Source organism: Paenibacillus sp. RS8 (assembly GCF_041956825.1).
In the GTDB taxonomy this organism is placed as follows: Bacteria; Bacillota; Bacilli; order Paenibacillales; family Paenibacillaceae; genus Paenibacillus_AQ.
Window position 1 is genome coordinate 2878544 of the sequence record NZ_CP168131.1, and the last position, 16454, is coordinate 2894997.

16 protein-coding genes are annotated in these 16454 nt (G+C 44.2%); 11 read left to right on the forward strand and 5 right to left on the reverse strand.

Going from position 1 to position 16454, the window contains the following annotated elements; translation table 11 throughout:
• Nucleotides 1–49: 49 nt before the first annotated feature.
• The 4 genes from ACDZ28_RS14260 to ACDZ28_RS14275 all read right to left on the reverse strand — a co-directional run bounded on the left by ACDZ28_RS14260 (nt 50) and on the right by ACDZ28_RS14275 (nt 3271).
• Nucleotides 50–832, reverse strand: coding sequence for a TatD family hydrolase (locus ACDZ28_RS14260; protein WP_375105014.1), 783 nt, complete (start codon nt 830–832; stop codon nt 50–52).
• Nucleotides 829–1962, reverse strand: a complete 1134-nt coding sequence (locus tag ACDZ28_RS14265) for a copper amine oxidase N-terminal domain-containing protein (protein WP_375105015.1) — start codon at nt 1960–1962, stop codon at nt 829–831. Before ACDZ28_RS14265 ends, ACDZ28_RS14260 begins: the two co-directional genes overlap by 4 nt.
• A gap of 103 nt (nt 1963–2065) precedes the next feature.
• Nucleotides 2066–2713 carry a hypothetical protein gene (locus ACDZ28_RS14270; protein WP_375105016.1) on the reverse strand — a complete coding sequence of 216 codons (648 nt, stop codon included), beginning with the start codon at nt 2711–2713 and terminating at the stop codon, nt 2066–2068.
• A gap of 138 nt (nt 2714–2851) precedes the next feature.
• Nucleotides 2852–3271: a MarR family winged helix-turn-helix transcriptional regulator gene (locus tag ACDZ28_RS14275; RefSeq protein ID WP_042124717.1), complete on the reverse strand. Its 420-nt coding sequence runs from the start codon at nt 3269–3271 to the stop codon at nt 2852–2854.
• A 154-nt stretch (nt 3272–3425) separates the two neighbouring features.
• Here ACDZ28_RS14275 and ACDZ28_RS14280 point away from each other — a divergent pair, with 154 nt between their 5' ends.
• The 11 genes from ACDZ28_RS14280 (at nt 3426) to ACDZ28_RS14330 (ending at nt 14736) form a co-directional block, all read left to right on the forward strand.
• Nucleotides 3426–4013: a sigma-70 family RNA polymerase sigma factor gene (locus ACDZ28_RS14280; RefSeq protein ID WP_042124719.1), complete on the forward strand. Its 588-nt coding sequence runs from the start codon at nt 3426–3428 to the stop codon at nt 4011–4013.
• Nucleotides 4000–4758, forward strand: coding sequence for a DUF3600 domain-containing protein (locus ACDZ28_RS14285; protein WP_042124721.1), 759 nt, complete (start codon nt 4000–4002; stop codon nt 4756–4758). The genes ACDZ28_RS14280 and ACDZ28_RS14285 overlap by 14 nt, the downstream gene beginning before the upstream one ends.
• Nucleotides 4759–5012: 254 nt before the next feature.
• Nucleotides 5013–6413: a helix-turn-helix transcriptional regulator gene (locus ACDZ28_RS14290; RefSeq protein ID WP_042131890.1), complete on the forward strand. Its 1401-nt coding sequence runs from the start codon at nt 5013–5015 to the stop codon at nt 6411–6413.
• A gap of 87 nt (nt 6414–6500) precedes the next feature.
• Nucleotides 6501–6674, forward strand: coding sequence for an aspartyl-phosphate phosphatase Spo0E family protein (locus ACDZ28_RS14295; protein WP_197069747.1), 174 nt, complete (start codon nt 6501–6503; stop codon nt 6672–6674).
• A gap of 235 nt (nt 6675–6909) precedes the next feature.
• Nucleotides 6910–7995 carry an outer membrane lipoprotein carrier protein LolA gene (locus ACDZ28_RS14300; RefSeq protein ID WP_042124723.1) on the forward strand — a complete coding sequence of 362 codons (1086 nt, stop codon included), beginning with the start codon at nt 6910–6912 and terminating at the stop codon, nt 7993–7995.
• A 221-nt stretch (nt 7996–8216) separates the two neighbouring features.
• Nucleotides 8217–9398, forward strand: coding sequence for an alanine racemase (alr, locus tag ACDZ28_RS14305; RefSeq protein ID WP_042124725.1), 1182 nt, complete (start codon nt 8217–8219; stop codon nt 9396–9398).
• A gap of 214 nt (nt 9399–9612) precedes the next feature.
• Nucleotides 9613–9894 carry a CopG family ribbon-helix-helix protein gene (locus ACDZ28_RS14310; RefSeq protein ID WP_025698676.1) on the forward strand — a complete coding sequence of 94 codons (282 nt, stop codon included), beginning with the start codon at nt 9613–9615 and terminating at the stop codon, nt 9892–9894.
• Between the two features lie 3 nt (nt 9895–9897).
• Nucleotides 9898–10248, forward strand: a complete 351-nt coding sequence (locus tag ACDZ28_RS14315; RefSeq protein WP_042124727.1) for a type II toxin-antitoxin system PemK/MazF family toxin — start codon at nt 9898–9900, stop codon at nt 10246–10248.
• A 156-nt stretch (nt 10249–10404) separates the two neighbouring features.
• Nucleotides 10405–11013 carry a TetR/AcrR family transcriptional regulator gene (locus ACDZ28_RS14320; RefSeq protein ID WP_052414476.1) on the forward strand — a complete coding sequence of 203 codons (609 nt, stop codon included), beginning with the start codon at nt 10405–10407 and terminating at the stop codon, nt 11011–11013.
• Between the two features lie 176 nt (nt 11014–11189).
• Nucleotides 11190–12389: an MFS transporter gene (locus tag ACDZ28_RS14325; RefSeq protein ID WP_375105017.1), complete on the forward strand. Its 1200-nt coding sequence runs from the start codon at nt 11190–11192 to the stop codon at nt 12387–12389.
• A gap of 118 nt (nt 12390–12507) precedes the next feature.
• Complete coding sequence (locus ACDZ28_RS14330) at nt 12508–14736, forward strand: Tex family protein (RefSeq protein ID WP_042124732.1); 2229 nt, start codon at nt 12508–12510, stop codon at nt 14734–14736.
• Between the two features lie 171 nt (nt 14737–14907).
• Here ACDZ28_RS14330 and ACDZ28_RS14335 read toward each other — a convergent pair whose 3' ends face one another.
• Nucleotides 14908–16251: a methyl-accepting chemotaxis protein gene (locus tag ACDZ28_RS14335; RefSeq protein WP_375105018.1), complete on the reverse strand. Its 1344-nt coding sequence runs from the start codon at nt 16249–16251 to the stop codon at nt 14908–14910.
• Nucleotides 16252–16454 lie beyond the last annotated feature (203 nt).

Below are 16454 nucleotides of genomic sequence, written 5' to 3' on the forward strand. Positions count from 1 at the left end.
AAGGATAGCCTGGCATTAGCCGTTAGCTAGGGGCCATCCTTTTGTCTATCTACAAGCTATAAAATTGCCTAGTATTCGCAATCAGTATTTCTTCCGCTTGGCCAGGGGTGTAGCCATGGAGCGCTCCCCAAGCGGCGGCGACGTCTTGAATCATAGATGGATGAGTGATTTTTCCCGCAAAGGGTCCTTCAAACGGCCAAGGGCCATCGGTTTCCGCCATGACAAGCTGAGGAGGGTAGCGGCGGGCAAGCTCCTGAATCTCCGGCTCGTATAGGATATCAGGGGTGAAAGAGATATAGCAGCCGTTGTTGATCATGCGGACAATGGCTTCTTCGGGTCCCTTAAACCAGTGGAAATGGGCACGCTTTATACCATGCTTCTCTAGTAGATCGCAGGCAATCAGCGCATCCTCATAAACAGCGTGCAAGACCACTGGTTTATCTATACGGGCGGCAAGCCCGAGTAACTGATCAAGAAGCTGAATATAAGGCTCCATATCAAAGGCTTCGCCGCGCTCCAGTGCCTCAGCACGCGAATAATAAGGCAGTCCGATTTCACCCACAGCGATGAAATCCCCCCGATCTTGACGCTCAATCCATTCCAGCAGATTGGATAACTCAGTTTCCTGCGGTAATGGTTGCTCCGGATGAAAGCCATAAGCGGGGTGTACCATTCCGGGATAGGTAGCGGCAAGCTTTTGGGTACGGAAGCAAGAGTCTAAATTCATAGAGACAGCAATCAAGGCTTCGATTCCTAAGGTAGGCAACTCACTTAACATTTGTTCTGAAACCTCAGGCTCATATTGCTCTAAATGGATATGGGCATCAATCATAGCTGCTTACCCACTACATAAGAGGCGTACTCCTCATGAGGCTCAAAGCGAATGGATTCAGGTTCCATTCCAGTCTTTCCCGTTTTGTAGTCAAAGGTTAGTGTGCCAATGCTCTCCAGAAATCCAATATAAACATTGGTTTCAGCCTTCAGCCTGCCTTCTTCCACCATGTAGTAAGTAACAGCACCAATACCTGCTTTTTCGCCAAGATTGTCATCCTCTCCACGATCTGGATACCGCATAGTAACCATAGATGGATTTGAACCTTTAACCTGAATTTGTATGAGGGCATCGCCTTTTTCATTGGAAATTTTTGAAGTAACCAATGTGGAGACCGCTTCATCTGCGGAAGGTATATTCATTTCTTTCCACTGGTTTGGCTTAATCACGTGAAGCTCTTGCATAGACATGCCCGTTCCTGTACCGAGCCACAGTATGACAACAACCTCTTCCTGCCCATCCTGATCTATATCGGCATAATGAATCTCAGGAGTGTAACCTAGCAATCTTGGTGCTTCCCAATTAAACGTATGTTTATTACCGTTCACCTCTACAACAAATCCCTCGTAGATATCGCCATTTTTAAGGGCAGTATACAGCTTAACTTGGTCATTTTCTGTAGCAATAGCGAGAGGTTCGCTGGGGGTTCTTACGGTAGTACTAACATCTCCAGATGTAATTGATATTTCAGTTTGCGAGGCATTCAGTTGCACTTCTGCTCCGGAGAGGCTGCTTAATGCGTCAGCAGGAATATATAAATTGCCGTTTCGTAGAATCGCAGGTCCCCCCAGCGTATTTTGATATCCGTCACCTTGCATATATTCATTGCCCGGCTTCAGTACATAACTACTGCTTCCGTCAGAGATGGTTAAGGTTTTCGTAGCACTATCCCATCGTTGTTCAGAAGAATAGTACTCCATGAGTACTTTTGCAGGTACATAGACCTTATCACCTGAGAAAAAAGGTGGGAGAGATGGAAGAACGGTTTCTCCATCAACGATTAGCTTCAGTGGTGCTTCAGTTGTTTGTGTTTGGTTAATTGCTATTGATGTATTCATATCTATAGATGCCGATGTTCCACATCCGGCTAAAAAGAGCGTGCTAGCTCCGATTACGATGATTTTATTCATAATTACCTCCGAGGATTAAGTCCAGTCCTCTTAAGTATAGATTAAATCAGCGCGTAGTAGGTCACTTTCTGTAAACAAAGCAGAGACAAGCTTGTTACGTTTGCTAATGATTTAAAAACTCGGTCCGATCAACTTGTGATTTCGGGTCTACTGTTAGACTTTTGCTATAGCGGATCTCCCCGATAGAACAACCCGGACCGATGATGATATCTTCCCCGCAGACGAGATCGGCTGTTGTTCGGTATAACATGATGCTAGTTCCTTCAATCGTTTCGCAAGTAAGCTTCCGGAAGTAGGGGATTAGCGCATTCATTAGTTTCAAAGAGGGCTTAATAGTAATGGTTCCGCTAGATTTCATGACCTCAATTGTGCTTCTGTTTCCTAAACGTAGCTCAATCGATGAGCCAGCAGTTAATCTATGGATCTTCACAGCACCTTCGGCATAAAAGGTTTCGACTGCAACATTTTGTGCTGCGGAGAAGTATCCTGACGATTGCAGTCTATTGGCTTGGAGTTGTTGTACACGGAGTCCTCCCAGATTTATAACCTGCTCGGCCCTGCAATGACCTCCAATCGAACAATCACCAGATACTTTTAGCTTCACGGTAGTTACATTCTTCTGAGCACTTAAATGTCCAACAACATCGACAGTATCCGCACGAATATCCTCTTGGAGGATTAATGAACCTCTCACCTTCAGCGGTGGACCGATCATTTCATTACGTTCAAAAGTATCACTAGCATGGGGCATTTTATAGGGAGCCGCCTTTCAAATTATATTTTAATGATTAAAATATATATCCATTATAATATATAGTCAATATAACATTTCGGAGTTATAAGCATAAAAAAACTGCCGTCAGTTTCCTGACAGGCAGTTATATAAACATTAGTTCATCATTTTATCCATTAACTCATTGATTTGTTCTAAGGTTCCTGAGATTTTATCCAACTCCGAGGTAGGAAAGGCTTCGAAGATATGGAGAATCCGCTGATGTCCTTGTTCTGTAAGGACTATGTTGACGACTCTGCGATCTTCCTTCGTCCGCACACGTTCGATAAGACCGGCATCTTCCAGCTTATCACACATCGAGGAAGCGGCTCCCGGTGTAATAATAAATCGTTCGGAGATGTCAGTAATGTTCAAGCTTCCAATAAGTCTGAGCTGGAACAGCAGTAGGATCTGATTGTGAGTCAGTGTCTCCTGCTTGGTGATCATATCAATGAAGAACTGGGATTTCTGCTGCACATTTGCCATAGATTCCATAACCTTATGGATAGCGTATTGTTTATCTTGCTCTGTGCTCATAGCCACGCTCCAATTTACTTTAGTTTCTAAAATATATAGAAGCTATAATAAGCTTGTCAAGTTGAGGAGTCGAGTTGACGCTCAAAATAAATCGAACGATATCTCTTTTTTTTACCAATATATATTGTAAGACCGAAGGAGGGGGTTGAAAGGGATGAAACATCCAAATGAAAATTCTAAGCTCATTACGCTTGCGCAAGCCGGCAGTCGTGAAGCGTTCAGTGAGTTATATGATGCAACGATCCGGGATGTATATCAGACCGTTCATTTCCTCGTTCGTGAATCATCTGATGTGGATGATATTGTTCAAGAAATTTATTTGCAGATGCACCGGTCTCTTGAACGCTTCGACATGGAACGCCCCTTTAGACCCTGGCTTATGGGATTGGTCATGAGACAAATTTATGCCTATCGGAGGAAGAGATGGACGCATCTTCGAATCCTGAAAAAGGCAGAGCATGCTGATTTGATCATGGAACACGAATTTACGAATGATGTTGTGGACAGATTATCCAACCAAGCCCTGCTAGCAAGTGTAGAGTGTCTTCCATTTAAGCTGAAACAGGTGATCATTCTGCATTATTTAAACGAATTTTCCCAAGAAGAAAGTGCCTTGATACTAGGTATTCCTCTCGGAACCGTGAAATCTCGTATTCATGCTGCACTGCACAAGCTTCGCCAGAAGCCAGCGAACCATATTCTTTTTAAGGGAAAGGTGGTGGACCTGGATGAATTTCAATGAAGAGCTACGGACAGCTCTGCAGGAAGAGGCTAGAAATTGTACAGCCCCACCGGAACTGAAGGAGCAAATACTAAATAGGACTGCACCCAAACAAGGGGGAAGACGAATGAAAAAATGGCTTGTAGCAAGTATTTTGGCGGCAGCATTATTAATTCCTACTGGAGCTTATGCCGGATATAATTATTTGGCGGACACCCTATATGGCTCACAGATAACCGCTGCTACGATTGGAGTAACCCAGCAACAATACGATAGGCTTGAAGCGAAGCTGCAGAACGCGAAGCAAACCTTTAACGAAGAGGAATTCACAAAGCTGATGTCCTTACTGAAAGAATTGGGAGCTTATAATCTGCAAATGGCTGATGCTGAAGGCGTCTTTCACCTAGAACAATTAAGTGCGCAGGAGAAGAAGGCTTACAAGAAATTACAGATGGAGCTTGAACCTTATTTTGAACAAATGAATGAAGCCAAAACATCAAAGAAATCAGTGAAATCCGTTGATCGTGATACTTTCTGGAATAGCTTGCTTGAAAAAGCTGAACAGAGGCTTACAAATAAGGAGTTTGAGGAAACTAAACGATTAATAATTGAGTTACAAAGCTATGATACCAAGGTATTTGATTCAGATGGTAGTGTTCATATGGAACGGCTTTCAAATGAGGAGATACAAAACCAAGAGAAGTTAATGGAAGCGCTAGACCCTTACATTAAAAAGCTAGATTTGATGATTAAACCCAGCTCATAGTTGAATTTATATGCATGTATTGAATAACAATAGATAGAATTATCATAGGAAAAACCATCGGAAAAGGTCTATTACACCTTGCATTCTGATGGTTTTTGCTTTTTACTAATCTATAGTCTATACATTACTCACCGAATAATTGTATATTGAAGAGCGATAGGAAAAAAGTATTTGACCACTGGAATAATTAGACATATATTTATTAAAATACTATTAATTTATATCTGTATTATGTTGGGCGAAAGGTGGCTTTGATCATGAAGCGGATGACCATTCGTGCAGAACTGGCGGACTATCTCAAGAAGCATGGGACTACGATCAATCAGTTCTCAGAGGTGTCTAAGGTAAATTCAGGCACGATCAGTAATATCATTAATGGGAATCGTCCAATAGCCATGCAACAATTAGATCGAATTACAGAAGGTATGGGATTAGAAGAAGGCAGCTACTATGATTTATATGTGGATGAGTGTTTTGTACATTCCAATCCGAATTGGAGACGCCTTCGGCCATTTCTATATCGCTGTGCAGAGCTGGATAAGCTGGATTGTATTGCACGGGTAGTTGGGATCATGATGGACAGCTTATCTTATACGCCTTCGTTATTTGATACTGCGGAAGATTTTTTTGCGCAAGGGAAATATGAAGCAGCAGCGATGTTATATCAGAGTGTGGCTGAGAGTGAGAAGTATCAGCATTCAGAGCGTTTGGCTCTTTGCCAATACAGACTGTTCACAATCGCTTTGGGTGAGGATCAGGATGCTAATTTGCGAGCAGCGGTGCAATTTGAAGGATTTGTTAACCGGCTTGATGAGGTGGACCAGCTCGATGCGCTGAAAGATTTGGCGAATACATATAGCGCTTTGCGACATTGGGACAAGGTAAAGGCAATAGCTAAGGAAATGGGGAATAAAGCAACGATTCAATATCATTCCAAATACGAACGTGCCAGAAAAAGCAAGCTTCAAAAGGAACCCGAAATACCACTATTCTCGTATATTCAATACTCTTACATGTTACGTTCAGTAGTTTATAGAGAGCTTGGCAATTATGATAGAGCATTACATTATGTTAACTTATATATGGATATGAGCTGGATTCGTGAAGACACGGAAGAAGCTTTGCAGCATATCAATCAATGCATGGAGTGGGCGCGGGCTAATATTTACTTGCTGCGAATTTTAAAAGGGGATGTAACGGTGCTGCCGGAATATGTGGCATACATTGAACAAAGAGAGGAAGAAATTCTTTCAGGTCTGTTCAAAATCCTTCAAGCAGCTAATTACTATCAATTTAATGTGGATGATATTCTTCTGCGGTTTAAACAAAAAAAATCAGAATGTAGAGATCATCGCCTAGAAAATAGATCCTATAATCAACAAATCCTCGAAGATAGATATACCAACTTGATGGCTGAGATCGCTTCTTACTACATAAAAAGAAATGAATATGAGATTAGTATAAAGTATATAATGATAAGTTTGGAATGTTCAGTAAAGATAAATAGCGAATCATGTATTATAAAATGTGTTGGGATGTTCGAACAGCTAAGACACATAGCATCCATCGAAACGCAAAAAGAATATCAAAACCTAATTAGTAAGGTGCAGCGAATCAACGAAAAGAAAAATGGCTTTGTATCTAATATTTCTTGATCCTAAATCTTTATAGTACTGCACTCTATTGTAAAATTTGGAATTTGACATATGCCTCTAATATATTACTTTGAGGAGGTTGTGTTAATGAATAAGCCAGAAATTATCCAAAAAAGAATAGAGGGTGCTAGAGCCAAACTTTATTTAATGGAAAGGCAACACGGAGGATTGTTACATCCCAATGTGATCAGACAGTCCATGAGGTTGGATGAATTAATTAATGAGTACAATAAAGCCGTACATAACGATAACGAGAGTTGAAACAAGAAATTGATCCTATAATTTTCGCTCTATTCAATAGATAAGACTTACATAATGTTATTGCATTTCTGTATAAAACATAAAGCCAGCGCTTTGCGTGGGCTTTTTTTGTTTGTATATTCCTAAAAAATAAATCTAAGTCCCATGCTTGTCATGCCCGTCTGCATATTGCGGCCAAGTCCCTCATAGACATGTACTAATCAATGCATTCAAAACAGGTTAAGGGGATGATGTCATGCGCCGGACAATATGGGTACTCGCGATCATTATGAGCGTGGCCCTGGTGATGACGGGGTGCGGGAAGAAGGATGCCGCTTCCGTGGTCAAGGATTTGAACAATGTGGCTGACAAGTTGGAGAGTAAGCAGGGAACGTACCAAGCTTCAGGCATTATGACCCTATTCACCGGCGAGCAGCCGCAGGAGTATAAGGTAGAAGTATGGTACAAGAACCCTTCTTATTACCGGATCAGCTTGGCAAATGTTCAGAAGGATATTACGCAGATCGTGCTTCGTAATGATGAGGGAGTATTCGTACTCACACCAAGTATGAATAAGAGCTTCCGCTTCCAGAGTGATTGGCCGGACAATCAAGGTCAGGTTTACTTGTATCAGACGCTAGTTCGGGGCATCGTCTCTGATAACAATCGTCAATTTGTGGAAGATGGAGATAACTATGTGTTTGAGGTAGCTGCGAATTATCAAAGCAATGCTCTTGTGCGGCAGAAGATTTGGTTGGATAAAAAGACTTATGAGCCTAAACAGGTTCAAGTCTCTGATTCTGAAGCTAAGGTCGTTGTGGATGTGAAGTTTGACACCTTTAAATTCGATACAGATTTCACAAAGGATTCCTTTGATATGCAAAAGAATATGACCACAGGTGCTGCTTCAGAAAGCACAGTAGCTGAGGTTGACGAAAATGGAAATCCAGTAGTAGTTCCGGAAGGTCAGGAGCAAGAGGGGCAACCAGTCGCTGCTGAGCTTGGTGACTTTGGGATCATCGAACCGGGATATGTTCCGGCAGGCGTTGAGTTGAAGGACTCCCATAAAATGGAGGGGAACAAAGATCATGCCGTTCTCATCCGGTATGATGGGGTTTATCAATACACCATCATGGAAGCCCGTCCATTGGACCGTGCAGTAGCGTTGGCTCCTGGAACACTGATAGATCTTGGTTTTACCGCAGGACTTCTTAGTGGTGATGAGCAGCAGACGTTGACATGGATGTCTGAGGGTATAGAGTACAGAATTACAAGTGCTAATCTTCCTGTTAACGAAATGATGCAAATTGCCGCTTCTATGGAGGCACAATCGGGTAAATAATATAAAGTAGGCGGATACTGCGTTTTGTGGGATTCTTTCCTCTACAACGTAGTATCCGCCTTTCTATATTTGCCAGCACTCCAGCCTCTTTGATCTGAAGGCAAAAGATAACTGAGGTCACATTGACAGCCACCTTCCATAGCATTACCATGAGTACTAAGACAATGATTGATGTTATGCAGCTATGACGTTTTACTACAACGTAAGAAGGTGACTTTGAAGTGCAAGCAAGCTATCGACCGACAGTAGCCGAAATTAATCTGGATGAATTGCGTGCCAATTACGAAGCCTTTCGCCGCTACTTGCCGGCAGAGACAAAGTTTATGGGATGCGTCAAAGGAAATGCGTACGGCCATGGAGCAGTGGAAGTAACACGGGAACTGGAAAGACTCGGAGCAGATTATGTTAGTGTGGCTTTTTTGGATGAAGCATTGGAGCTGCGTCAGGCGGGAATACTGATTCCTATACTGGTGCTTGGCTACACTTCTCCTGAAGGAATAGCCGTTGCCTGGGAGAACCATGTAACTGTAACACTGTTCACTCCGGAAGTATTAGAGGCTATCAGACAGCTTCCTATAGATCCGGATCATCGGCTGAAGGTGCATATCAAGATTGATAGCGGGATGGGGAGACTGGGGCTTTTACCAGCTGACGCACCTGCATTTATCTCTGAAGTGCAGTCTGTTGCGCAGGCGGAGCTGGAGGGTATGTTTACCCATTTTGCCAAGGCAGACGAACTAGACAAAAGCTATACACTGGAACAGCATCGACGGTTCATGAGCGTGGCGGAAACGCTGCGGGAGCAGAACATTCAGATCCCGATCATACATACGGGCAATAGCGCTACGGCCATTGATTCACCTTATTTATCCAGCAACATGGTGCGGGTAGGCATCAGCCTGTACGGATTTTATCCCTCAACTGAGGTAAACCGTCAACGGGTAGATCTACATCCGGTAATGACGCTGAAGACGCAGGTTGTATATGTGAAGAGCCTGCCTCCTCATTGGGGCGTCAGCTACGGCACTCGGTACTTCACAGACAGCGAGGAGATTATCGCAACGCTACCTGTGGGGTACGCAGATGGATATTCCCGCATGCTAACTGGCAAAGCGGAGGTGTTAATACGTGGACGCCGCGTTCCTGTCGTCGGAACAATCTGCATGGATCAGTGTATGGTATCACTCAAATCTTTCGCTGAAGAAGCGGAACAAATTAAAGCAGGCGAAGAAGTTGTACTCATCGGGCGTCAAGCTGACGTGATGGTCACGGCAGACGAGTTGGCTCTCCATCTTGGAACAATTCACTACGAGGTAATTTGCATGCTGGCTCATCGGGTGCCCCGCGTTTATATCCGTGAAGGCACACTTCCTAAGTTAGTAAATGCTCTGCTACAATCTTAAAGTTCTTGACAGTGATGTTATTCAAGGGAGAAAATAGAAGGAATTGTATCGTATTAGGAGATATGACTAAAAGCCTATACGAACCGCCATTTCTAGTTTATAATGGGATGCAGCATACTTGATATACTGGCGGCATATATTCCTTGTATAAAATTCCTTGTATATTGCAACACTGGAACACAAGGGCAGAAGGTTTGTGGGGGTGGAAGAGAAGGTGGCCAATTTGCAGAACACCAAAAGAATCATGATCAGCTTGCCCGATCATCTCTTACAGGAAGTGGACGGAATTGTTCAATTGGAGAATTCCAACCGGAGTGAATTGATTAGGCAGGCCATGAAGCTGTATTTGAGCGAACGGAGGAAACGTTCTATCCGGGAGTCCATGCAGCGCGGCTACATGGAAATGGCTAAGATCAACTTGACCATGGCATGCGAGGCGTTCCTCGCGGAGGAAGATGCAGACAGCACTCTTGGCCGCTTAGTAAGCGGGGTGTAGACATTGATCGTTAAACGTGGCGATGTTTTTTTTGCTGATCTTTCGCCGGTTGTAGGTTCTGAGCAAGGCGGAGTAAGGCCAGTACTGGTTATCCAGAATGATATTGGCAATCGCTTTAGCCCGACGGTAATTGTGGCTGCAATCACAGCCCAAATCCAGAAGGCTAAATTACCTACGCATGTGGAAATTGACGCAGCGGCTCATGGCTTTGACAGGGATTCTGTTATACTGCTGGAGCAGGTTAGGACGATTGACAAACAACGCTTAACTGACAAGATCACCCACCTTGATGATGAAACGATGAAGAAGGTGGATGATTCGCTGCAAATCAGCCTTGGACTGATTGATTTTTAATCACCTAGGGTTATAGATAATCCATGAGATAGGCGCTCGGGTACGAATCCGGGCGTCTTTTGATGTGCATTTTTGCGTACTGATGGTAAAGAAGGATTAGGGGTTCACTTTTTTGAAGTGTTCTGATAACATTAGACCGTACGGTCGGTTTAGGAGGTGCTTAGAATCAAAGGACGTTCAGATGGAGAAGAAACAAAAAAACGAATTGTACTTAAAGCCACACAGCTGTTTGTTCAGAAGGGGTATGCAGCTGTAACCATGAATGAAGTTTGCGCAGCCTCGAATGTCAGCAAGGGCAGCTTATATCATCATTTTCCGAGCAAGGATGAACTTTTTCTATATGTAGTAGAAGAGGATACGGTGCAGTGGCTACAGGCGTGGGAAGATAAGAAGAAGGAAATTGTAGGTGTTCAGGAGCGTTTATATGCGTTAGCCGAGCACTATGCAAATGATTTCCAGAATCCGTTGATTCGGGCGCTTGAGGAATTCTCAAGAGGCAGAGCTCATCCGGAGGATATCACTAAGCGGCTTGCTCTTTTATATGAGGCTGCCTCGCATGCGTGTCGCGATCTTCTGAAGGAAGGCATGGACACGGGGGATTTTATTAAGGGTGACTTAGAGGATTATGTGATTATTGTAAATGGTATGCTCGAAGGGATCGGGCGAGCTGCTGAATGTTCTATTCCTGAAAAGACTCCGGAAGATATCAAAAAATATTACCGGGAATCAGTACGATTGTTATTACAAGGGATATATACGGGGTAAGATATATGGGGGCATGAAAGAAGCTTTACATTCAGGAATTATGAAGGCTGAAGCTTCTCGAGGGCACCGGAAATGGAAGGACTATTTTTTTGGCTATAATTTAGACCGGATGGTCGGTCTCTACAGTAAAACTACTACTCGAAGAATTGGCTTTAGAAACCACGGAGGTTAACACAATGTCGTTACTACTTAGAAACAGAGGCGCAATGCTTCTTGTTATGCTTAATATTTTTCTTGCTTTTACAGGAATCGGGCTTGTAGTTCCAATAATGCCTACTTACATGAATGAACTTGGGATCACCGGAAGTACCGTGGGGTTGTTAGTGGCTTCATTCTCACTTGCCCAATTATTAGTATCACCATTCTCGGGCAGGTTATCCGACAGAATTGGCAGAAAAAAAGTGATTGTTGCGGGTCTGATCGTGTTTGCTTTTTCAGAGCTGCTCTTTGGTCTGGCAAATGTATCCTGGCTTTTGTTCGTTTCCAGATTGCTCGGTGGTGTAGGTGCTGCATTAATTATGCCGGCAGTTATGGCCTATGTAGCGGACACGACTTCTTTTGAAGAAAGAGCTAAAGGCATGGGGCTAATTAATGCAGCCATTACTACCGGATTTATTATCGGTCCAGGAATTGGCGGCTATCTTGCTGAGCTTGGAATGCGGGTGCCTTTTTTCTGTGCAGCGGGTGCGGCTGGGGTTGCAGCTCTAATTACAGTTTTGATCTTGCCTGAGTCTCTGTCTGCAGAGAAACGGATGGAAGCGAAGGTATCGAAAAATAATCAAGAGAGCTTCTTCACGCAATTGATGCGTTCTTATCGTGAACCGTACTTTTTCGGATTAATTATTGTATTTGTCATGGCTTTTGGATTGGCCAATTATGAAACGGTGTTCGGATTGTTCGTGGACCATAAATTTGGCTTTACCCCTAAAGATATTGCATTCGTGATTACCTTTGGCTCGATCGCCGGTGCTGTAGTGCAGGTATCTGCATTTGGCTGGATTCTGAATAAATTCGGTGAGAATAAGGTAATCTCCACTTGTCTTATAACTGCTGCAATGTTCATTCTACTGACGCTGTTTGTAAGTGGATTTTTGGCGATTTGTGTGATTACCTTTATTGTATTCTTGGCTATGGACATTCTTCGACCAGCAGTAGGCACTCAGCTATCAAAAATGGCGGGGGAATCACAACAAGGCTTCGTAGCAGGGATGAACTCTGCTTATACGAGTCTTGGTAATATCGCAGGGCCTATCGTTGCAGGATATCTTTTTGATCTAAGCATTAACTTCCCATATGTGGCAGCGGCGTTTGTTCTAGCATTATGCTTTATGTTGTCACTTAGTTCCGGCAAAAGAGGAATGGGACAACGCGCTTAAACCATTGAATCTGCCCCCTCGCTAGGCTGGACTTTGGTACAGAGCCGATCTGTGATACTATTTTAAGTATGAGAACAAGAATTGTATAAGCAGATTGTGTACGGGAAGAGGGATACTAATGACGGTAGATAACAGCAATACGGGAGTCATTACGGATGAGGCGGCCGCACAGCGGGAGCAGGAACTGATTACTGTAGCGATTGCCAAGGAATTAAACATTAGCCTGAAGCAGGTGCGTACAACGGTTGGACTGCTGGATGAGGGGAATACGATTCCGTTCATCGCCAGATATCGGAAGGAAATGACGGGTGAGCTGGACGAAAATGCGCTGCGTGATATTGAAGAACGGCTGGCTTATCTTCGCAATTTGGGCGAACGTAAGAAAGACGTGATCCGCAATATTGAAGAGCAGGGCAAGCTGACCAAGGAGCTTCATGAACAAATCACTAACGCAGTCAAGCTTCAGGAAGTGGAGGACTTGTATCGTCCTTTCCGGCAGAAGCGTAAGACTCGTGCTAGTGTTGCGAAGGAAAAAGGCTTAGAGCCGCTTGCCAACTGGATTATGGAGCAGCAGAGACAAGGGGACCCACAAACCGAGGCTGCGAAATATATAGATGTTGAAAAAGGAGTAGAGACCCCAGATCAAGCACTTCAAGGCGCGCTAGATATCATCGCCGAGAATATTGCTGACGATCCTGCGGTCCGCTCTTGGGTACGGCAATATACGGCAAGTCAGGGCATCCTTGTGTCTGAAGCTAAGGATGCAGAGCAGGAATCCGTATACGAGAACTACTATAGCTACCGTGAACCTGTACACAAAATGCCACCTCACCGTATACTCGCTATTAACCGCGGTGAACGGGAGAATATTCTGAAGGTAGGCATTGAGGTTGTCACTGACAAAATTCATGCTTATATTGCGCGGAAAATCATTAAAGGGCCATCCCCGGTGAAGGAGCTTCTGGAAGCAGTGACCGAGGATGCTTACAAACGTCTGATAGCTCCTTCCGTAGAGCGTGAAGTTCGTGGAGAGATGACCGAACGGGGTGAGAACCAAGCGATTTCGATCTTCTCTGGGAATCTACGCAGCTTGCTGCTGCAGCCGCCCGTTAAGGGACGTTGTGTGCTGGGTGTTGACCCTGCATACCGTACCGGCTGTAAGCTGGCCGTCGTAGACGATACGGGTAAGCTGCTTGAAGTAGCCGTGACCTATCCTACGCCGCCGAACAACAAGAAAATTGAAGCTGCAGCTAAGTTTAAAGAACTAATCGCTAAATACGGCATTCAGCTTATCGTGATCGGAAATGGGACAGGCTCTCGTGAAACAGAACAATTTACGGCAGAAGTGATCGCCGATATTGGCGATCCAGAGCTGGCCTACCTGATCGTAAATGAAGCGGGAGCGAGTGTCTATTCGGCTTCTAAGCTGGCGCAGGAAGAGTTTCCGGATCTGGATGTGGCAGAGCGCAGTGCGGCTTCAATCGCCCGTCGTGTGCAGGACCCGCTGGCGGAGCTGGTGAAGATCGATCCGAAAGCTATCGGTGTGGGACAGTATCAGCATGACGTCTCCCAGAAGCATCTGGAAGAGAGTTTAAAGGCTGTCGTAGAATCGGCGGTTAACCATGTGGGCGTAGATGTGAATACGGCATCTCCAGCCTTGCTCTCTTACGTAGCAGGCGTTAATGGAACGATTGCTAAAAATATCGTTAAGTACCGTGAAGAGAACGGTAAGTTCACGACACGGAAGCAATTGCAAAAGGTACCTCGTCTAGGTGCCAAGTCCTATGAGCAATGTATCGGCTTCCTGCGGATTCCTGGTGGAGACAACACCTTGGATCGCACACCTATTCACCCCGAGTCTTATCCGGTGGTGGATCGGTTGTTCCGTGAGCTAAGCCTAGATGTTAACAAGCTTGGCAGCAAAGAAGTGGCTTCGCAGCTGGAGGCACAAAATGCCGAGGAGCTGGCTGTGAAGCTGGATGTCGGCGTGCCAACGCTTCGAGACATCCTGGAGAGCTTGCAGCGTCCGGGCCGCGATCCGCGCGAGGAGCTGCCGTTACCGATCTTCCGCACCGACGTGCTGAAGATCGAGGATCTGGTTCCCGGCATGGAAATGCAGGGAACCGTCCGCAACGTGATCGATTTCGGCGCATTCGTCGATATCGGCATCAAGAACGATGGGCTGGTGCATATTTCCCAGCTCAGCGGCAGCTTTGTGAAGCACCCGATGGACGTTGTCTCCGTAGGAGACAATGTCACCGTCTGGGTGATGGGTGTTGACCTGAAGAAGGGCAGGGTCAGCCTGACCATGCGTCCACCGCGTGTTGAGGCGGGAAGCCTTAATTAAATAAACAAAGAAAGCCATCTATTCCTGGAGTAGATGGCTTTTTTCAATATAAGAAAGTATAAGTTTCACGCTATCCTTATCTTTATAGTTCTCGCATAACTGCTAACTGTTCTTATAGGGATGCAAAGGCGTTTATGCTTGTTTGAATGAATGGTATTAACACAGCATGACCTATGAGGGTCTCGTTAAATTATTTAGCTTAGTAGCTAATTCATTTAGATTGCGGATGCTGACTACTGTTTCAGAAACATGTTGTTGCTGAACCTCAGCGCTCGCAAGAACCTGCTCAATTGCTGCTGTATTCTCTTCGGTAATCGCAGTCACGGAATGGACTTCACCTAGTACAAGGGAGGAAGCGTGTTTGATGTGATCATTCCTATTCTTCAAATCTTCTGCTTGTTCAAGCACCTGTTGTGTATTATTCCGAATACCCTCGAACAATCGAGCAATATCATCTGCGGAATTTCTTCCGGATTCTACAACTAGCAACCCGTTAGATACCATATCGCCAACCTGAGCAATATGACTTTGAATGCTTCTAAGAATTTGAGTAATGTCTGCGGAGGCATTGTGGGAGCTCTGTGCTAATTTACGGATTTCATTGGACACCACTGCGAATCCTTTGCCATGTTCTCCTGCGTGTGCGGCTTCAATAGAAGCATTTAGCGACAAAAGATTCGTCTGCTCAGCGATCCCCACGATACTGGAAACAATCGATTCAATCTTCTGATTCTCTTCATTCATTTGTGTCAGCAAGTCAGCAGTACTCTTTACGATATCCGTGACCTCTGACATATTTCCAGTTAAGCGAACGATTTGCGCTTGCCCCTCTTGCGTGATTTGATCGGTATTACGGCTTCTTGTGCTCATTGAGATGGATGCCGTATTTGCCTGCGTAGCCGATTCGTTTAATTGCTGCATGGCATTTGAGATATCGCTGACACTTTGTGCTTGTGATTCCACTCCGCTGGCAATCTCTTGAAAGGCAGTCACGACTTCTTTGGAAATTCGATCTGTAGTCAATACGTTGTTATTCATTAGGTTACTAGATTGACTCAGAACTCCTACGGATTCAGTAACACCTTTTAGAATGGTTTCCATTTCTGCTCTAGCATGTTCAGCTTCGTTGCTGCTCTTAGACATATTTTTGAACATTTTCGTACCAATCTGACTCTGATAGATCAGAACCAATATCATGACGATGAGAAGTGTATTAATTCTTAATACATCTACTGAAGCGTAAATTGGTTTCGTCATCAGGAAATAGTTGAGTAAGATCCAAGAAATTACTCCATTAAGGAGTAGCGGACGATAGTTGTGATAGAGGGATACGATGCCTAGTCCCCAATATAGAATAAATGTGCTTATAATGCTAGTTCCTGCATCGATATAGAAGTATGTAATGATATTAAAGCCAATAGCTGTTATGTACATAATATAGGGTGTAGCCACACGTTTCCAAATTAGTATCGTACACAATAAGCCAAGGGGTACCGCTGCTGACATAATCGCCATGATTGTTTGTGGAAATCTGTAAAGCGAAATTGAACCGAACAACAAACAGCCCCAAAACAAGTAAATAATTAATTTGTTTCTCTGGTGTAATTCGGACATCTGATTCAAGGGCATATTCACACTCCATAATGTAATAGTACTTCTGATTTTTTAGTTTAAGAGATTCCTGAAATGATGTCTATGATGTTAAGCTCGGGGATGTT